Annotated in this window: 15 protein-coding genes; 1 reads left to right on the forward strand and 14 read right to left on the reverse strand. The window is 65.2% G+C overall.

From position 1 onward, the window contains the following. The 4 genes from EV665_RS21910 to EV665_RS21930 form a co-directional block, all read right to left on the reverse strand. A complete protein-coding gene (locus EV665_RS21910; RefSeq protein WP_133035680.1) occupies nt 1-1,098 on the reverse strand; it encodes an ABC transporter ATP-binding protein in 1,098 nt (365 codons plus the stop codon). A 3-nt stretch (nt 1,099-1,101) separates the two neighbouring features. Continuing rightward, nucleotides 1,102-1,968, reverse strand: a complete 867-nt coding sequence (locus EV665_RS21915) for a carbohydrate ABC transporter permease (RefSeq protein ID WP_064333127.1) — start codon at nt 1,966-1,968, stop codon at nt 1,102-1,104. A 16-nt stretch (nt 1,969-1,984) separates the two neighbouring features. Continuing rightward, nucleotides 1,985-2,881, reverse strand: coding sequence for a carbohydrate ABC transporter permease (locus EV665_RS21920; protein WP_133035681.1), 897 nt, complete (start codon nt 2,879-2,881; stop codon nt 1,985-1,987). 334 nt (nt 2,882-3,215) lie between these two features. Next, nucleotides 3,216-4,532, reverse strand: a complete 1,317-nt coding sequence (locus EV665_RS21930) for an ABC transporter substrate-binding protein (RefSeq protein ID WP_133035683.1) — start codon at nt 4,530-4,532, stop codon at nt 3,216-3,218. Between the two features lie 158 nt (nt 4,533-4,690). Here EV665_RS21930 and EV665_RS21935 point away from each other — a divergent pair, with 158 nt between their 5' ends. Further along, the gene (locus EV665_RS21935; RefSeq protein WP_064333124.1) at nt 4,691-5,503 is read left to right on the forward strand and encodes an IclR family transcriptional regulator; all 813 of its coding nucleotides are present in this window, start codon (nt 4,691-4,693) and stop codon (nt 5,501-5,503) included. A 20-nt stretch (nt 5,504-5,523) separates the two neighbouring features. Here the strand turns inward: EV665_RS21935 and EV665_RS21940 are convergent, their stop codons facing one another. The 10 genes from EV665_RS21940 to EV665_RS21985 form a co-directional block, all read right to left on the reverse strand. Then, entirely contained in the window at nt 5,524-6,669 is a 1,146-nt protein-coding gene (locus tag EV665_RS21940; RefSeq protein ID WP_133035684.1) for an extracellular solute-binding protein, read from the reverse strand. After that, complete coding sequence (locus tag EV665_RS21945) at nt 6,669-7,823, reverse strand: CaiB/BaiF CoA transferase family protein (protein WP_133035685.1); 1,155 nt, start codon at nt 7,821-7,823, stop codon at nt 6,669-6,671. The genes EV665_RS21940 and EV665_RS21945 overlap by 1 nt, the downstream gene beginning before the upstream one ends. Before the next feature lie 200 nt (nt 7,824-8,023). Further along, a complete protein-coding gene (locus EV665_RS21950) occupies nt 8,024-8,920 on the reverse strand; it encodes an aldose epimerase family protein (protein ID WP_133035686.1) in 897 nt (298 codons plus the stop codon). Continuing rightward, entirely contained in the window at nt 8,917-9,672 is a 756-nt protein-coding gene (locus EV665_RS21955) for an SDR family oxidoreductase (protein WP_133035687.1), read from the reverse strand. The genes EV665_RS21950 and EV665_RS21955 overlap by 4 nt, the downstream gene beginning before the upstream one ends. Before the next feature lie 7 nt (nt 9,673-9,679). Continuing rightward, nucleotides 9,680-10,411 carry an ATP-binding cassette domain-containing protein gene (locus tag EV665_RS21960; protein WP_064333119.1) on the reverse strand — a complete coding sequence of 244 codons (732 nt, stop codon included), beginning with the start codon at nt 10,409-10,411 and terminating at the stop codon, nt 9,680-9,682. Further along, nucleotides 10,408-11,391, reverse strand: a complete 984-nt coding sequence (locus EV665_RS21965) for an ABC transporter permease (protein WP_133035688.1) — start codon at nt 11,389-11,391, stop codon at nt 10,408-10,410. Before EV665_RS21965 ends, EV665_RS21960 begins: the two co-directional genes overlap by 4 nt. 67 nt (nt 11,392-11,458) lie before the next feature. Beyond that, nucleotides 11,459-12,436, reverse strand: a complete 978-nt coding sequence (locus EV665_RS21970; protein ID WP_133035689.1) for a sugar ABC transporter substrate-binding protein — start codon at nt 12,434-12,436, stop codon at nt 11,459-11,461. Nucleotides 12,437-12,479: 43 nt separating this feature from the next. Continuing rightward, entirely contained in the window at nt 12,480-13,172 is a 693-nt protein-coding gene (locus EV665_RS21975) for a GntR family transcriptional regulator (RefSeq protein ID WP_064333116.1), read from the reverse strand. Between the two features lie 71 nt (nt 13,173-13,243). Next, entirely contained in the window at nt 13,244-14,443 is a 1,200-nt protein-coding gene (locus EV665_RS21980; protein WP_133035690.1) for a mandelate racemase/muconate lactonizing enzyme family protein, read from the reverse strand. 2 nt (nt 14,444-14,445) lie between these two features. After that, nucleotides 14,446-15,177, reverse strand: a complete 732-nt coding sequence (locus EV665_RS21985; RefSeq protein WP_162853127.1) for a FadR/GntR family transcriptional regulator — start codon at nt 15,175-15,177, stop codon at nt 14,446-14,448. Nucleotides 15,178-15,244: the final 67 nt, after the last annotated feature.

Raw genomic sequence — 15,244 nt, forward strand, 5'->3', positions numbered from 1 at the left:
TCAGCCCCTGAGCGTCTTGCCGGTCTCACCGTCGAAGAGGTGAGCCTGGGAGAGATCGAAGCAGAAGGGCAGCGCTTCGCCGGGCGCAAGTCGCCTTGGGTTCAGCATGCGGCCGACCCATTCCGCGCCGCCGAAATCGGAGAAGACGAGGGTTTCGTTGCCGAGCGGCTCGGTGAGGATGACGCGAAGGTCGTGCCTGTATACATCGGCATCCTCGCCGGAATGGATGCCGTGGCCGGCGGGATAGAGATCGTCCGGGCGCAGGCCGAAAGTCACCTTCTGGCCGGCCGTCACCCGGTCGCGGAAGCGGGACGGCAGTGGCAGGCGGTCGCCATTGGAAAAGACCACATGGCCATCGGCGATCTCGGCGTCCTTGAGGTTCATCGGCGGCGAACCGATGAAGCCGGCGACGAATTTCGAGTTCGGCCGCTGGAACACATCCTCCGGCGTGCCGACCTGCTCGATATGACCGTCGCGCATGATGACGATGCGGTCGGCGAGCGTCATCGCCTCCACCTGGTCGTGCGTGACGTAGATCACCGTCGATTGCACCTTGGCGTGCAGCTTCTTGATCTCGACGCGCATCTGGGTCCTCAGCTTCGCATCGAGGTTCGACAGCGGCTCGTCGAAGAGGAAGACTTCCGGCTGGCGCACGATGGCACGGCCCATGGCGACGCGCTGGCGCTGGCCGCCTGACAGTTGCGAGGGTCGGCGGTCGAGGAGATGCGTGAGGTCGAGCGTTTTTGCCGCCTCTTCGACGCGCGGGGCGATCTCCTCCGGCTTCTGGCCGGCGATCTTCAGCGAGAAGCCCATATTCTCGCGCACGGTCATGTGCGGATAGAGCGCGTAGGACTGGAAGACCATGGCGAGATTTCGCGCGCGCGGCGGCAGGTCGTTGACGATCTTGCCGCCGATCCTGAGATTGCCGCCGGAGATCGGCTCCAGCCCGGCGATCATGCGCAGCGTTGTCGACTTGCCGCAGCCGGAGGGGCCGACGAGGGCGATGAACTCGCGGTCTGCGACGTCGAGATCGATGCCATGGACCACTTCGACCGCGCCGTAGCGCTTGACCAGCTTTTCGAGGGAAACGGTTGCCATGGATTATCCTTTGACTGCGCCGGAGGTGAGGCCGGACACCAGATGCTTCTGCACGATGAAGGTCAGCACGAGGGCGGGAATGATCATGATCACCGCCAGCGCGCACATGCCGCGCCAGTCGATGGTGAACTCCGCCGTATAGTCCAGCAGGCCGACGGGCAGGGTCTTGGAATTGACGGAACGGGTGAGCTGCGAGGCGAGCGCGAACTCGTTCCACGAGGTGAGGAAGGCGAAGATGCCGGCGGAGGCTATGCCCGGGCCGGCGAGCGGAAACTCCACCTGCCAGAAGGCCTGCCAGCGCGTGCAGCCGTCGATCTGCGCGGCCTCGGCGAGATCCTTCGGCACCTGGCGGAAGAAGCCGTCGATCAGCCAGATGGTGAAGGGCACGTTGAGCGCCACATAGGCCATGATCAGCCCGAAATGCGTGTCGATGATGCCGAGCTTCGAATAGACGAAGAACAGCGGCAGCGAGAGCGCGATGCCCGGCACGGTGCGCGTCAGCATCAGGCCGAGGAAGATCGAGGATTTCGCCTTGAAGCGGAAGCGCGCGAAGGCATAACCGCCGGCCATGCCGATGGCGAGCGCGATCGCCGTCGAGGTGACGGAGATGATCAGCGAATTGCGGAAATATTCGATGACCGGAATGCCGCCCTGCCCAACGCCGGAGAACATCGCGACATAGGCATCGAAGGACAGGTCCTCGGGGATCCAGACCGGCGGCTTCGCCATGATCTCGACCGTCGGGCGGAAGGAGGCGAGCACGATCCACAGGCCCGGCAGGCAGATGACGGTCATCGCCAGGAAAAGGCCGATCTTGTGCGCGGCGGAGAGGAGAAGGCCGTTGAGACGGGCTTTCGTGTTCTCGTTCATCTTTACCACTCCCCCCTTACCATTCGGCCGCGATCTGGGTCCGCGCCGCCGCAAGCTTGCGGAAGAAATAGACGGTGAAGAGGATGGAAAGCAGGATCGCGACATAGGCCATGGCATTGGCGAGACCCATGCGGGCATCGGCATAGGCGGTGCGCGAGACGAGCGTCCACAGCAGCTCGGTGCGCTTGGCTGGCCCGCCGTCCGTCATGATCTTCACGATGTCATAGGCGCGCGCGACATCGAGCGAGCGGATGGTCATGGCGATATAGGCAAATGGCATGATGAACGGCCAGGTGACGTAGCGGAACGTCTGCCAGGGCGTGCAGCCGTCGACGCGTGCCGCCTCGATCGGCTCCTTCGGCATGGCGAGAAGACCCGCGAGGATGAGGATGGCGAAGACCGAGGTGGACGACCAGATTTCGGCGACGAGGATCGCGGTGAAGGCGAGCGTGCCGTCGATCAGCCAGGGGATCGCCTGGTCCGTCAGGCCGAGCGATTGCAGGGCGTTGTTCACGAGGCCGATATTGTCGTTGAACATGAACTTGAACTGGAAGCCGACGAGGATCGGCGAGAACATCATTGGGAACATCATGATGGTTCTCAGCAGCCGCTGTCCGCTCGTCGCCTTCTCCACCAGCATGGCAAGGCCGAGGCCGAGCAGCATTTCGACATTCAGCGCGACGGTGAGCAAGAGCACGGTGCGGCCGAACGCCGTCCAGAATTCGAGATCCGTCAGGATGCGCGCATAATTGCGGAAGCCGACGAAGGTATAGAGCGAGGCGGGCTGCGTCAGCCGGAAGGGCGTGAAGCTCGAATAGAGCGACAGGATGAGCGGAATGATGACGACGGCCGCGAGCACCACGATGGCGGGCAGCAGGAGCAGAAACGGCGCCGGTGGCCTCCAGCCTTTCATGAATGCCTCTTGGATATGCTCTGGTCGGTCGCCCTTTCCGGACGCCGCCGTATTTCAAGAAGCGGCCGCTGGGGGCGGCCGCTGGTTTGTTTGCTTGGGGCGCGGTGCCGAGCCCACCCACCGGCATAGGGTGGATGGTCGGGTCAAGCCCGACCATGACGCAGGAGAGGTTGCGGATAAGGCATAGCCCCTCATCCGGCCTGCCGGCCACCTTCTCCCCGCAAGCGGGGCGAAGGGATATGCCGCGCCGGTTTCCTCAACCAATGCCCGTTCGTGGGGCACGTCCCCTCTCCCCGCTTGCGGGGAGAGGGTTAGGGTGAGGGGCAAGCTTGCCTCAGAGCGCGCCCGCATCCTCAAGGATCTGCGTCGCCTTCTCGGCTGCCGCGTCCAGCGCTTCCTTGGAGGTCTTGTCGCCGAGGATGGCGGCCTGCAGCTCCGGATAGACGGCGTTGGAGATCTCGATCCAGGCCGGCGTCTGCGGCACGGCGAAGGCGTGCTTCGCCGCTTCCTGGAAGGCGATCAGGACTTCCTTGCGATAGGCATCGCTCTCCGCCTGCTGGATATTGTAATCCCAGACGGCCGTGCGCGTCGGCAGCGGACCGGCGGACGATTCCAGCTTCTGGCTGTCCTCGTTGGTGAGGAACCAGACGAGCGAGGCGGCGGCTTCCTTGTTGGCGCAGCTTTCCGTCACGGAAAAACCGTGGTGGCCGGACCAGCCGGTGCGCTTGCCGGAGGAGCCTGCCGGCTGCACCTTCACGCCGACATTGCCGGCAACCTTCGACGACTTCGGGTCGTTGAAGAAGCTCGCCCAGCCAGGCCAGTCGAGGTTGACGGCGATGGTGCCGGAGGCAAAGCCCTGGCCGAGGTCGTCCCACAGATAGTTGGTCGTGCCGACCGGCACGGCCTTCGCCTTGTAGAGGTTGACGAACCAGTCGAGCGCGCGAACGCCCGCTTCCGAGTTGAAGGCCGGCTTGCCGTCGGCGTCGAGATAGTCGCCGCCCTCGGCGACCAGCATCTCATAGAAGCGGCCGTTGATCGCCTCCTCCTTGCCGGCATATTGCGTGCCGTAGAAATCCGGCGGATTGGCGAAGAAGACCGCCTGGTCGGCAACCTGCTGCCAGGTGTCCGGCGGGGCGAGGTCGTAGCCGTATTTCTCCTTGAACGCCGCCTTCTTCGCGTCGTCCTCATAAAGGCTCTTCTGGTAGTAGAGCGCGGAAACGTCGAACTGCGCGCGCGGCAGCATCACCAGCTTGCCGTCGAGCGTCGAGGACGCGATGTTGGCCGGCACGAAGGCGCCGATCTCCTCCTTCGGCAGAAGCGCCGAAAGATCGGTGTAGATGTCGGGGTATTGCGGGGCGAAGGACGAATGGTTCGAGCCGACGCACCAGGTGATGTTGCCGGTCGCGATGTCCGACTTGATCTCCTTGTCCAGCTCGAAATGGTTCTTCTTGGAAAGAACGTTCACCTTCGCGCCGGTCGCCTTCTCCCATTCGGCGATGCGCGCATAGAGCGCTTCATACTGCTGGCCGCCGATGAGCTTCGCATCGACGGTCACCCCCTCGAACTTTCCCGGCAGATCCGCGGCAAGCGCAGCGCCCGCCCAAGCGCAGATCACGGCACCGGCGGCCACGCCGGCTAGAAATCTCGTCATCTTCTCCTCCCATTGGCTTCTCGCCAGCCCTTACCAATAAGAGCTTCATTCATATACAAACTTACTATTTACATATCGTCAAGCGGAAATCGGCATCCCGGGATTGTCACGCCCTATTTCTGCGTATATGAATTTACTCATTCACTGGAGGAATTCGGGTGTCGGACGAGGAAAACGATCGCTACAGGGCGCCGGCGCTCGACAAGGGCCTCGACATCCTGGAGCTTCTCGCCGGCGTCGATGGCGGGCTCACCCAGGCGGAGATCGCCAAACGGCTCGATCGCAGTCCGAACGAATTCTACCGCATGCTCGACCGGCTGGTGAAACGCGGCTACGTCACCCGCATCGATGGCGACCGCTTCTCGCTGACCCTGAAACTCTTCGGCCTTGCGCAACTGCACGCGCCGGTGCGCCGGCTCGTCTCCTTCGCCGTGCCGCTGATGCGCGAGCTGGCCGAAGCCTCGCGCCAGGCCAACCAGCTCGTCGTCTTCGACCGCGGCAATCCCGTCGTCATCGCCCAGCAGGAGGCGCCCGGCTACTGGGGCATCTCGATCCGCGTCGGCTCGCGCATCGGCCTGTTCGACACGGGATCCGGCCACGCGCTGCTTGCCTTCCGCTCGCCGGAAGAGCGCCTGCGCATGATCGCCGAGCATGTCGGCGACGGCGGCACGGACATGCGCGTCACGCCGGAATTCCTGGCGCGGCTCGATCTCATCCGCTCGCGCGGCTACGAAATGATGCCGAGCGCCCAGACCGCGGGCGTCATCAACCTTTCGGCGCCCGTGCTCGGCGCGGACGGCCGGGCGATCGCCGCCCTGACGATCCCCTATATCACCCTGATCAACACGCCGGTTGCGCCGGATATCTCGACGACCATCCAGTTGCTGGGCGAGACGACGCGCAGGCTCTCGGAAATGGCAGGCGCCGGCTTCAATGCCGAGGAGCAACAGGCTTCGCATCTGAAGGCATGATTCGCCGGCGCGGCCAAGGCTCACCCGTTCCCCGCAAAACTTTTCAGGAAGAGCGCATTGAGGTCCGCAATGGCCCTTGCCGCCGGCTCGCGGCCCGTCACGGCCTGGTTGATGCGCTGCGAGGCGGCCTCCTGGAAGGGCATGTAGCCGGCGTGCCGGGGGCGCAGCCAGGCGCCCTCCAGCGTCCGGCGCGTGTTGCGATAGAAGCCGAGCGTCGCGGCATTGGCCGCCTCGTCCTCCCAGCCTGCCGCATGGCCGGGCTGGCCGCCGGCCTGCCAGTAGCGGCCCGCCTGCTGCGGCCCGGCCGCAACCCAATAGGCGAAATCCACGGCCGCCTCGCGCTGCGCCGAGAAGGCGGAGACGGCGATGCCCGTGCCGCCAAGTGCTGAGCCGATCGGCCCCGCATCGCCGGCAACCGGCATGTCGGCAAAGGCGATGCGATTTGCCCGGAAGCCGGCGAGGGAGTAGCTGACATAACCGTAGATCAGCGGCGAGAGACTGTAGCGCGATCCCGCCTCGCCCATCCGGTCCAGCACGGCGATGGGATCCATGCCGGTGCAGGCAGGGTCGGCGAGCGCGGCAAGCTCCCGGATCATCTCGATCGCCTGCACGCCGATTTCGGCATCGACGAAGGGCTGATCCCGTTCCACCGCGCAGGGCCGGCCGAGATTGCCGCAGAGCGTGAAGAGGCACATCAGGGAATGCGGCGGGCGCAGCGGCAGCAGCATTTCGCCGGCCTTTGCCAGATCCAGCACCTCCGCCCATGTGCCCGGTGCCCTGTCCAGCCGATCCGGCCGGAAGGCGAGCACCTGGGTGGCCGCGTCGATCGGGAAGGCCCATTGGCGGCCCTGCCAGTTGTAGCTCGGGAACGAGAGGCCGACGCTGCCGTCCGCAAGAGCCGCGAAAGGCGCCTCGCGGCCGGGCAGGTCCAGCGGCGTGAGGCATCCTTCCGCCGTGATCTGCCCGACATGCGGATGATCGATGACGATGAGGTCGTAGCGGCGGGCGAGGTCCTCGACCGGAAAGCTCTCGAAATCCTGCAGCGAGCGCTTGTCCCATTCGATGGAGATGCCGGTCCTGGCACGCCAGTCCTGCGCGCAGGTCACCATCGGGTCGTAGCCGCGCGGATGGCTCCAGGTCATGCCCCTCAGCGTGATCGCGCCCATCACGCGAACTCCGCGCGGATCGCTGCCGAGTGCTCGCCAACGCGCGGCGCGGCGCGATGGCCGAGAGGGCGCCGGCCGTTCACGCGCACGGGGCAGCGGGTCGTGCCGATCGAAACCGCATCCTCGCGCGTTACCGTCTGCAGCATGTCGAGGATGCGGAAACCGTCGCTGGCCAGAAGCTCCGGCCATTCCAGCACCTTCGAGCACCAGATGTCGGCGGGCTCCAGGATGGAGAGCCAATGCTCGACGGTCTCGGTCGCGATGCGGCCGGCGATGATCCGCTTGATCGCATCGCGCGCGGTGAACCAGGCCTTGCTGTCGTCGCGATAGGGCGCCAGCGCCTCGATCTGCAGCAGATCCTGCAGGCGGCCGAGCGGCGTCATGGCGATCGCGAGGTAGCCGTCCTTTGCCGGATAGACGCCGTAGGGCGCGGAGAGATAGGCATGCGCGCTGCGGAAATCCGAGCGCTTCGGCTTGCGGCCGCCGTCGTTGAGATGGGTGGTCAGCACCTCGAACTGGAAATCGATGAGGCTTTCGAGCAGGCTCGTCTGGATATGGGCGCCCTTGCCGGACATGCCGCGGCGCACGAGGGCGGCAAGAATGCCCTGGCAGGCATTGGCGCCGGCGAGCATGTCGGCGACCGCAAGGCCGAAGGGCACCGGCCCCTGCGTCTCGTCGCCGTTCAGCCACATCAGGCCGGAGCGTGCCTGCGCCAGGAGATCCTGCCCCGGCCGCATGACCCAGGGGCCATCCTCGCCATAGCCGCTGATCGAGGCATAGACGATCGCCGGGTTGATCGCCCTGACGGCCGCATGATCGAGCCCGAGGCGTTCGATGACACCCGGGCGAAAATTCTGGATGAGCACGTCGGCCTTGCCGAGAAGCCTGCGCAGGAAAGCGAGGTCGTCGGGGTTCTTCAGGTCGATGCCGAGGCTTTCCTTGCCGCGGTTGATGGCGTGGAAGAGCGTCGAATCGCCGCCGATCTCGGTGTCGCTGAGATAGAGCCGGCGGGAGAGATCGCCGCCATCCGGCCGCTCGATCTTGATGACGCGGGCGCCGAGATCGGCAAGCCGCAACGAACAATAGGGACCGGAGAGGAACTGGCTCATATCGACCACGGTCAGGCCGGCCAGAAGTCCCGTCTCATCCTGCATGCACATCTCCTCCCGCGCTCCCGAAGGCTGCGCTACTGAAATTCTTATTTGAATTATTCTTTCATATATGGATTGCCGTTTCAAGCCTTGGAAACCCCGTCAGATGCTGCATTGACGGACGCTTCCCCCGCCGTGGCCACGCGATCAGCCCCGGCAACCATATGGGCTGCCAGGGTGTGCAGGTCGGATGTCTTGCGAGGTCAGGCCGCCTTGTGCGGCGAAACGGCGATACGGGTCCAGATGTCCAGCGTCTCGCCGGGAGAAAGCACCTTCAGGCCGTAGGCGTCCGGCCGGTCGGGCAGGTTGAAGGCATCGACGGGATGGCTCACCGGCTCGAAGCAGAAGAAATCGGCATCGGCTGCAGGCGAGAAGACCACATACTGATCCAGCGCCTCGCTTGCCTCGACCTCGGCCCGCAGCCCGCGCGCCGGCCAGTCGATACGCGCCTTGCCATCCCAGCCGTCGAACCAGTTGTTGATCCAGCGCGGCGGCAGGGGCCGCGGCACGTTGAAATCCATATCAGGATGCCTGGCGATGGGCTCGTAAGCCTTCGGAAGGTGATCGGGCTGCTCCAGCCAGACGCCCTTCGACGGCGCGGCGAGCGTCGTATCCGCATCGCGCACGAACCAGGGGTGGAAGCCGGCGCCGTAGGGCAGCCGTGTTTTAGCGCGGTTGACAAGGCTCAGTTCCATTACGAGGCCCGCGCCTTCAAGGCGATAGCACATCGTCGCCTCGTAGCGGAACGGCCCCGGCCCGTCCGACGACAGGGTCAGCGTGATGCAACCGTCGCTCCGGGAAGCCTCCGCCCATGCAGAGGAAAAGCCGTTGCCGTGGATCGGATAGGACTCCGTCTCCATGTTGCGCGGCAGGGCGTGAAAGGCGCCGTCGAAGGCAAAGCCGCCGCCGGAGACCCGGCCGGAAAACGGCACGAGAAGGATGTTGGACAGCGCGAAGGGATGGGCCGTTGCGGGATCGACCGTGCGGAAGACCGGCTGCCAGGCGCCGCCATGCCGGACATCGAAGCATGTCAGGCCGGCGCCGAGATCGGGCCGCACGCGGATGCGCGCCGCCCCATTATCGAGTTCGATCGCCATCACCAGCCGCCGTCGATCGCGATGTTCTGGCCGGAAATCATGTCGGAGGCCGGCGAGACGAGGAAATGCACGAGATCGGCGACATCCGCCGGCTGGATGCGCGCCTTCAGCGACTGGTTTTCAAGGATCCAGTCATTGTACTGCTGCAGGCGATCGGCGAAGACGCGGGCCTCCGCCTCGGACACCACCGCGCCCGGAGACACCGCGTTGACGCGCACGCCATGCGGCCCGAGTTCGCGCGCCAGCGATTTCGTCAGGCCCAGCATCGCGCCCTTCGAGGCGACATAGGGCACATAACCGTCCCAGCGCCCGTTCAGGGTGACCGAGCAGAAATTGACGATCTTGCCGTAGCGCTTTTCCTTCATCGCCGGCGCGACCGCCCGGACAAGCGCGAAGGCGGCGGAGGAATTGACACGGACCTGGTCCTCGTATTCCTCCAGCGAAAAATCCTCGAACGGCTTGTTGATGATCAGCGCCGCATTGTTGATGAGGATGTCGATGCCGCCATGCTCGCGCGAAAGCGCCGCCGCCCGCCGTTCCGCCGCGGCAAGGTCGTTCAGGTCCTCGCCGACATAGGCTGCCTTGACGCCGTGTGCCTCGGCAATATCCGCCGCGAAGGCGGTGCCGCCCTCGGCCGCCGGGCGGTCGAGCAGCAGGAGGCTGGCGCCGGCCCGGGCGAGCCGCGCGGCCTGGGCACGGCCGAGCGTGCCGAGCGCGCCGGTGATGAGGGCGGTCTTTCCCGAAAGCTCTGTCATGGTCTCCTCACAGAAGGGCGTGGACCTCGTCGATCGAGGTCGCGGCGGTCGGCTTGTCGAAGACGATCTCGCCGCGCGCCATGGCGACGATGCGGTCGCAGGACTGGAAGACGTGCTGCATGTTGTGCGAGATGAAGATGCCGGTGAGGCCCTGTGCCTTCAGGCCGCGCACGAAGCCGATCACCTTGTCCGTCTCCTTGACGGAAAGATGGTTGGTCGGCTCGTCGAGGATCAGCACCTTCGACTTGAAATGCATGGCGCGGGCAATCGCCACGCCCTGCCGCTGGCCGCCGGACAGTTCGCCGACCAAGGCATCCGGCGAGCGCAGGTGCAGGTCGACATCCGCGATGGCCTGCACGCTTTCGGCGCGCATGCGCTTCTGGTCCATGAGGCCGAAGCCGAAGACCGACCATTTCAACGGCTCGCGGCCGATGAAGAGATTGCGGGCGATCGACATGGTCGGGACCATGGAATTGTACTGGTAGATCGTCTCCAGCCCGTGGCGCATCGCATCCTTCGGGCTGCGCAGGTCCACCTTCCTGCCCTCGATCAGCACCTCGCCGGAATCCTGGTGATGCACGCCGGAGAGGATCTTGATCAGCGTCGACTTGCCGGCGCCGTTGTCGCCGACGAGGCCGACGGTCTCGCCGGGATGGATGGTGAGGTTGACATTCTTCAGCGCGTGTACGCCGCTGTACCATTTCTGCAGGTTGCGGCATTCGATGACCGGTGTCGTCACTTGTGCGCCTCCACCTTGATCTTGCGGGACATCTTCCCCATCCAGGCATTGGCGATCACCGCGAACATGGTGAGCACGCCGATGGCGAACTTGAACCAGTTGGCATCGACGCGCGACAGCACGAGGCCGTTGTCGATGGTGCGGATGAGCAGCGTGCCGATGATGGCGCCGAAGACCGTGCCGATGCCGCCGGCAAGCGCCGTGCCCCCGATGACGGCGGCGGCGACCGCCTGCAGTTCCAGCCCCTCGCCGATCGAGGGCAGCGGCGAGCCGAGGCGCAGCACCTGGAGCAGGCCTGCAAAGCCGGCGAGCACCGAGCAGAGCATGAAGCAGATTATCTTCACGCGCTTGACGGGTATGCCCATCGAGGCCGCCGCCTCGTTGAAGCCGCCGGTGGCGCGGATCCAGTTGCCGAAATTGGTGAGCGACAGGAGCGCTGCGGCAAGAACGGCGATGCCGACGAACCAGACGAAGGACATGCGGAAGAGCGCGCCCTGCCAGATATAGTCCGTGAAGAGCCAGGTCGGCAGGTCGGAGGGCAGCAGCGGCGGAAAGCCGCCGGATATGACGATGGTGAGCGAGCGGGCGATGAACAGCATGCCGAGCGTGGTGATGAAGCTCGGGATCGAGAATTGCAGCGTCACATAGCCGTTGACGAAGCCGATCACCGCGCAGATCGCAAGGCCGAGCAGCACGGCGGCGGTGAAAGGCACGCCGGAATTGAGGATCACCGCCATCGACATCGGCATCAGCGCGAAGACGGAACCGACCGACAGGTCGAACTCGCCGCAGATCATCAGGATCGTCACGCCGATGGCGACGAGCGCCATTTCCGGCAGGAGGCCCATGACGCCGCGCACGTTCTCGAAGGAGAGAAGCACGCCGTTCGACTTCACCTGGAAGACGGCAAGCAGGACGATCAGCAGGGCAAGGCCCGCAAGCTCCGGCTTGTCGAGATAGATTTTCAGAAACCGCTTCATGGGCTCCACTCGTGCTTCGGTGCCCCGCCCGAGCGGCAAGGCACCGGTTTCCCATAGGAGCGCCGGATCAGCGCAGGCCCTGCTTTGCCATTTCGAGGATCGTCGGCACGTCCTTGGGCGTGACGATGCCCTGCCCCGTGTCGATGTCCGACGGCGTCAGGCCGGCAGTCTTCCACAGATAGGCCTGCATGACCGGCATGAAGCCCTGCATGTAGGGCTGCTGGTCGACCTGCACCTGCACATAGCCTGCTTCCATCTGCTGCAGGACCTCCGGCACGAGGTCGAAGCCGCCGAGCAGCACCTTGCCGGGCTCGATGCCGCGGTCCTTCAGCACCTTGGCGACGCCGGCATGCCAGTAGCCGGTGTCGAAATAGGCCGTGGTGTCCGGGTTGGCGTTGAGATAGGCGCCGATGCGATCGGCGGTCAGCGCGAGATCGGTGGCCGAATCGATGCGCGTGATGGTGATCTCGCGGTCGGCATGCTCGGCCTTGTATTCTTCCAGGAACTTCATCACGCCGCCGGCGCGCTGCTCGGACCAGGTCTGGCCCGGCGCATTGACGCCGACCAGCAGGTTGAGCGGGCCTTCCTTGGGGAAATTCTCCGACTGCGCCTTGGCGAGAGAATAGCCGGCCGCGGTGAAGCCCTGGCCGATGAAGGCCTTGCGGGCATTGCCGTTGGTGCCGTCGCTGTCGTCCACGTTGACGGCGAGCACGAGGATGCCCGAATCGACGGCTTCCTTGATCACATTGTCATAGGCGTTGTTGTCGACGATCGCGACGAAGATCGCATCCGGCCTGGAGGCGATGGCCGCCTGAAGATTGGCGACGGCCTGCTCGACCGAGCCTTCGGTCTGCGTGAGGATCAACTGGCACGAAGCCCCGACCTTCCCGCAGGCATCGTCATAGCCCTTCTTGACCGATTGCCAGAAGGTGTTCGAGGCGGACGAATGGCTGATGAAGGCGATATTGAGGCCTTCCGCGCTGGCGCCCGAGGCCATCAGCCCCAGCCCGAGGGCCGTTCCTGCAAGAAATTTCCGGATCGTCATGATGCGTACCTCCCGTTGAACATCAATCGTTGTCGTCCCGGCGTCATGCCACGCCGTCGAAGAATTCCGTGCGCGCCCGGGCGATCTCGGGCAGCGATTTGAGGATCTCGCGCAGATGCGTGCGCAACGCCGTCTCGGCCTTGCCGACGTCGCCGGCGGCGATCGCATCGACGATGCGTTCGTGCTGGTCGATCAGCCGGCCGATGTGGAGGTCGTCGACGCTGAGGAAGCGGACGCGGTCCATCTGCGCCTTGACGCTTTCGATGACGCTCCAGGCATAGGCGCGGCCGGCAGCCGCCGCGAGCGTGTGGTGGAAGAGTTCGTCGAGCCGCAGGAAGGCGGCGCGGTCGTCCTGCGGCACCTGCTTCTGCCTTGCGATCTGGTCGCGCAGCGCCCGCACGGTCTCGGCCGTGTGCTCGCCGGCGACCTGGCGCACGATATCGGCCTCGATCGCCTCGCGCACGAAGCGCACGTCCATCACGGAGGCGGTGGAAATCCGCGTCACATAGGTGCCGCGCTGCGGCAGGACCTGAACAAGGCCCTCCTCCGACAGCTTTATGAAGGCTTCGCGCACCGGCTGGCGGCTGATCGACAGGCTTTTGGCGATCTCGGCCTCGGAGATGCGCTCGCCCGGCGTCAGCTCGGCCTGGATGATCTGCTCGCGCAGGATGCGGTAGACCTGCGGCCCGACGGCTTCGGCGGCCGAAAGAACGCGCTGCGGTTTGATGTTCTGCATTCCGGCCTCCTCCATCCCGTTACAGGCTACTAGCATACTACCATACAAGTCAAGCGGTCATCATGACGCAATTATTCCAGCGCCGAAGTCCGGCGCGAGACATCGAATTTCCGGTCGAGATCCGGCGCGAGATCGACGCCGTGGCCCGGCCCGGGGGGAACGGTGATCATGCCGTTCGCCACGGTCGGCAGCTGCGTCGTCAGATCGGCGTACCAGGTCTTGTAATAGGCGCGCACGCTTTCCTGCACGAGCGCGTTCGGCGCGTTCAGCGACAGGTGCGTCGAGGCGGCGAGCACGACGGGACCGGTGCAGTCATGCGGGGCGACTGGCAGGTGCCAGGCCTCCGCCATGGTGGCGATCTTCTTGGCCTCGGAGATTCCGCCGCACCAGGAAAGGTCGAGCATGACGACACCGGCCGCATCCGTCTCCATCAGGTCGCGGAAGGCCCAGCGGGTGGCGAGCGTCTCCGAGGCGCAGAGCGGCGCGCGGCTCGCCGCCGCATAGCGCTTGAGGCTGGAGAGCGAATCCATCTTGATCGGGTCCTCGTGCCAGAAGGTGGCGTAGGGCTCGAGCGCCCGGGCGATCTGGATGGCCGGGGTGAGCTGCCACATGGAGTGGAACTCGACCATGATGTCCATGCGGTCGCCGACGCGCTTGCGGATCTTCTCGAAGGGTTCGAGCGCCTTGCGCAGGTCCGGGCCGGAAATGTACTGGCCGCCGCTCTTTTCCGCCGCGATGTCGAACGGCCAGATCTTCATGGCCGTGATGCCCTCCGACAGGAGGTCCTCGGCAAGCTCGTCCGCCCGCTCCAGGAAGCCGTTGAGGTCGTCATGGTCGCGCCGCGGGCCGCCGATGCCGTAATTGCCGGTCTGCTGGCCCTTCGCCTCGCGCATGTAGGTGTTGCCGGCGCAGGTGTTGTAGGTACGGATCTCGCGCCGCGAGAAGCCGCCGAGCAGTTGGGCGATCGGCAGGTTCGTCGCCTTGCCGAAGAGGTCCCACAGGCCGATATCCACGGCCGAATTGCCGCGCATCTCCGCCCCCGTCGAACGGAAGCCGAGATAGCCGGTCAGGTCCTTCGAGATGCGGTCGATCTCCAGGGGATCGCGGCCGAGCAGTTTCGGCGCAACGACCTCGTGGATATAGGCTTCCACCGTCGCGGCCATGAAGAAGGTCTCGCCGAGCCCGACGAGGCCCTCGTCGGTGTGGATGCGCACCCAGAGGATGTTGGGAAAGTCGCGGGCGCGGACGGTTTCAAAGGCTGTGATCTTCATGCTCAATACACTCCCGCCGCCAGCAGCGCCTTTACCGTCAGGTCGAAATGCTCGACCATCGCCTGCTCGCCCGTCGTCGGATCGCCATTGGCGATGGCCCGGGCGATGGTCATGTGACCGTCGATGCTTTCCTGCCGCGTCTCGTTGCTGGCGCGGCTTGCCCAGCCGATCGGCCAGGTCTGGCGCGTCACCACATGGAACGAGCCGACGATCAGCGAGAACATCGGATTGCGCGACGCCGCGCCGATCGCCTCGTGGAAGGCGATGTCGTGCTCCATCACCTTTTGCGGCGCGTCGAAATCGCGCTGCATCGCCTCGGCCAGCGCGACGATCGCGGCGGCCTCGCGGTCCGTGCGGCGCATCGCGGCGAGCACGACCGTCCGGCGCTCGACCGTGCGGCGAACATCGAAAATCTGCTGGATCGTCACCTGGTCGGTGTGCACGGCGTGGTCGGTGACCAGCGCCAGCACGTCGGCCCTCGGCGCGGCCACCCGCGGGCGACGACCGTTGCCGATATCGATCAGCGTCAGCGCGGACAGCGAACGATAGGCCTCGCGCACGATGCCGCGGGAAACGCCGAGCTTTTCCGCAAAGGCGCCCTCGCTCGGCAGCCAGTCGCCGACCTGCAGGCCGTTTTCGCGGATGTGGATCCGGACGGCATCCATGACGCCGCCAAGCAGACCTTCGCCACCCCTCTGCCCGCCGGCCGCATCCGGTTCCGACTTCGATTCCATCCCGTCGCCTCCTACCTATCATATAGGTACCTAGTGACCTTGAATTAGATTCACTCTCAGCTATTGT

This window comes from Shinella granuli, assembly GCF_004341885.1.
Classification (GTDB): Bacteria; Pseudomonadota; Alphaproteobacteria; order Rhizobiales; family Rhizobiaceae; genus Shinella; species Shinella granuli.

Bases quoted from the DNA above. Each gene is read 5' to 3' on its own strand.
- EV665_RS21965 (WP_133035688.1), bottom strand. From the start codon at position 11,391: ATGAAGCGGTTTCTGAAAATCTATCTCGACAAGCCGGAGCTTGCGGGC.
- EV665_RS21975 (WP_064333116.1), bottom strand. From the start codon at position 13,172: ATGCAGAACATCAAACCGCAGCGCGTTCTTTCGGCCGCCGAAGCCGTC.
- EV665_RS21970 (WP_133035689.1), bottom strand. From the start codon at position 12,436: ATGACGATCCGGAAATTTCTTGCAGGAACGGCCCTCGGGCTGGGGCTG.
- EV665_RS21940 (WP_133035684.1), bottom strand. From the start codon at position 6,669: ATGGGCGCGATCACGCTGAGGGGCATGACCTGGAGCCATCCGCGCGGC.
- EV665_RS21955 (WP_133035687.1), bottom strand. From the start codon at position 9,672: ATGACAGAGCTTTCGGGAAAGACCGCCCTCATCACCGGCGCGCTCGGC.
- EV665_RS21930 (WP_133035683.1), bottom strand. From the start codon at position 4,532: ATGACGAGATTTCTAGCCGGCGTGGCCGCCGGTGCCGTGATCTGCGCT.
- EV665_RS21915 (WP_064333127.1), bottom strand. From the start codon at position 1,968: ATGAACGAGAACACGAAAGCCCGTCTCAACGGCCTTCTCCTCTCCGCC.
- EV665_RS21985 (WP_162853127.1), bottom strand. From the start codon at position 15,177: ATGGAATCGAAGTCGGAACCGGATGCGGCCGGCGGGCAGAGGGGTGGC.
- EV665_RS21910 (WP_133035680.1), bottom strand. From the start codon at position 1,098: ATGGCAACCGTTTCCCTCGAAAAGCTGGTCAAGCGCTACGGCGCGGTC.
- EV665_RS21945 (WP_133035685.1), bottom strand. From the start codon at position 7,823: ATGCAGGATGAGACGGGACTTCTGGCCGGCCTGACCGTGGTCGATATG.
- EV665_RS21920 (WP_133035681.1), bottom strand. From the start codon at position 2,881: ATGAAAGGCTGGAGGCCACCGGCGCCGTTTCTGCTCCTGCTGCCCGCC.
- EV665_RS21980 (WP_133035690.1), bottom strand. From the start codon at position 14,443: ATGAAGATCACAGCCTTTGAAACCGTCCGCGCCCGCGACTTTCCCAAC.